We start from the raw sequence: 366 nt of genomic DNA, 5'->3' as shown, positions 1-366 counted from the left end.
CCCAAGCAATTTGCTGACGCAGATTGCGGTGGTGAAGACGAAAGAACCGAAAATTCGTAAGACCACAAATATCGCATATCCGAATTCGCTGGGCTGTCCATCTGGACATTCTGGCTACAGAATTTCTTGACGACCATAGAGCATTGGAACCACCTGATCCCATCCCGAACTCAGTAGTGAAACGATGCATCGCCGATGGTAGTGTGGGGTTTCCCCATGTGAGAGTAGGTCATCGTCAAGATTCATTTCGCAAAACCCCTATCTGCGCATGCAGGTAGGGGTTTTGTCTTTGTGGGCAAAAAAGCCTGGCCTGCTCGAATCCCGGGAGCAGGCAGTTTGGTAGATGGCACCGGCGTTGCCGGTGTT

1 rRNA gene is annotated in these 366 nt (G+C 51.1%); it reads left to right on the top strand.

From position 1 onward, the window contains the following. Positions 1–125: 125 nt before the first annotated feature. Positions 126–241, top strand: a 5S ribosomal RNA gene (rrf, locus tag SB754_RS19455). Positions 242–366 lie beyond the last annotated feature (125 nt).

The sequence above is a fragment of the Leifsonia sp. SIMBA_070 genome (assembly GCF_046534635.1).
GTDB lineage: Bacteria > Actinomycetota > Actinomycetes > Actinomycetales > Microbacteriaceae > Leifsonia.
This window is presented reverse-complemented; position numbering and strand designations above follow the sequence as displayed.